Below are 296 nucleotides of genomic sequence, written 5' to 3' on the forward strand. Positions count from 1 at the left end.
GTTGTTCTATATGTTAGATTTGTTTGTCGATAAGCAATATAAGTAGTTCAATAAACTCATAAGGAATATATTATGTCACACACCTACCTAACAACCCAAGAGCTTTCTGAGCGTATCAAATATAACCCGCGTACCATTCGTAACGACTTAAAGGATACCGTACTTATCGAAGGCATTCATTATATTCGTCCGTTTGGAGGTCGCAAAATACTGTATGTGTGGGAAGAAGTCGAAAAAGATATGCGTACCAGCATTAAAGGTACTGTCAATGCCATGGCACTACAATAAGAACCATT

Annotated in this window: 1 protein-coding gene; it reads left to right on the forward strand. The window is 37.5% G+C overall.

Features of this window, described 5'->3' with window-relative positions; translation table 11 throughout:
- Positions 1 to 72 precede the first annotated feature (72 nt).
- Complete coding sequence (locus BTV99_RS13130) at positions 73 to 288, forward strand: DeoR family transcriptional regulator (RefSeq protein ID WP_075102692.1); 216 nt, start codon at positions 73 to 75, stop codon at positions 286 to 288.
- The last annotated feature ends 8 nt before the right edge of the window (positions 289 to 296 follow it).

Source organism: Psychrobacter sp. Rd 27.2 (genome assembly GCF_001921755.1).
Taxonomy (GTDB): Bacteria; Pseudomonadota; Gammaproteobacteria; order Pseudomonadales; family Moraxellaceae; genus Psychrobacter; species Psychrobacter celer.

What these genes read in the sequence shown, in the direction of transcription:
- BTV99_RS13130 (WP_075102692.1), top strand. Translation starts at nt 73, where the DNA reads ATGTCACACACCTACCTAACAACCCAAGAGCTTTCTGAGCGTATCAAA.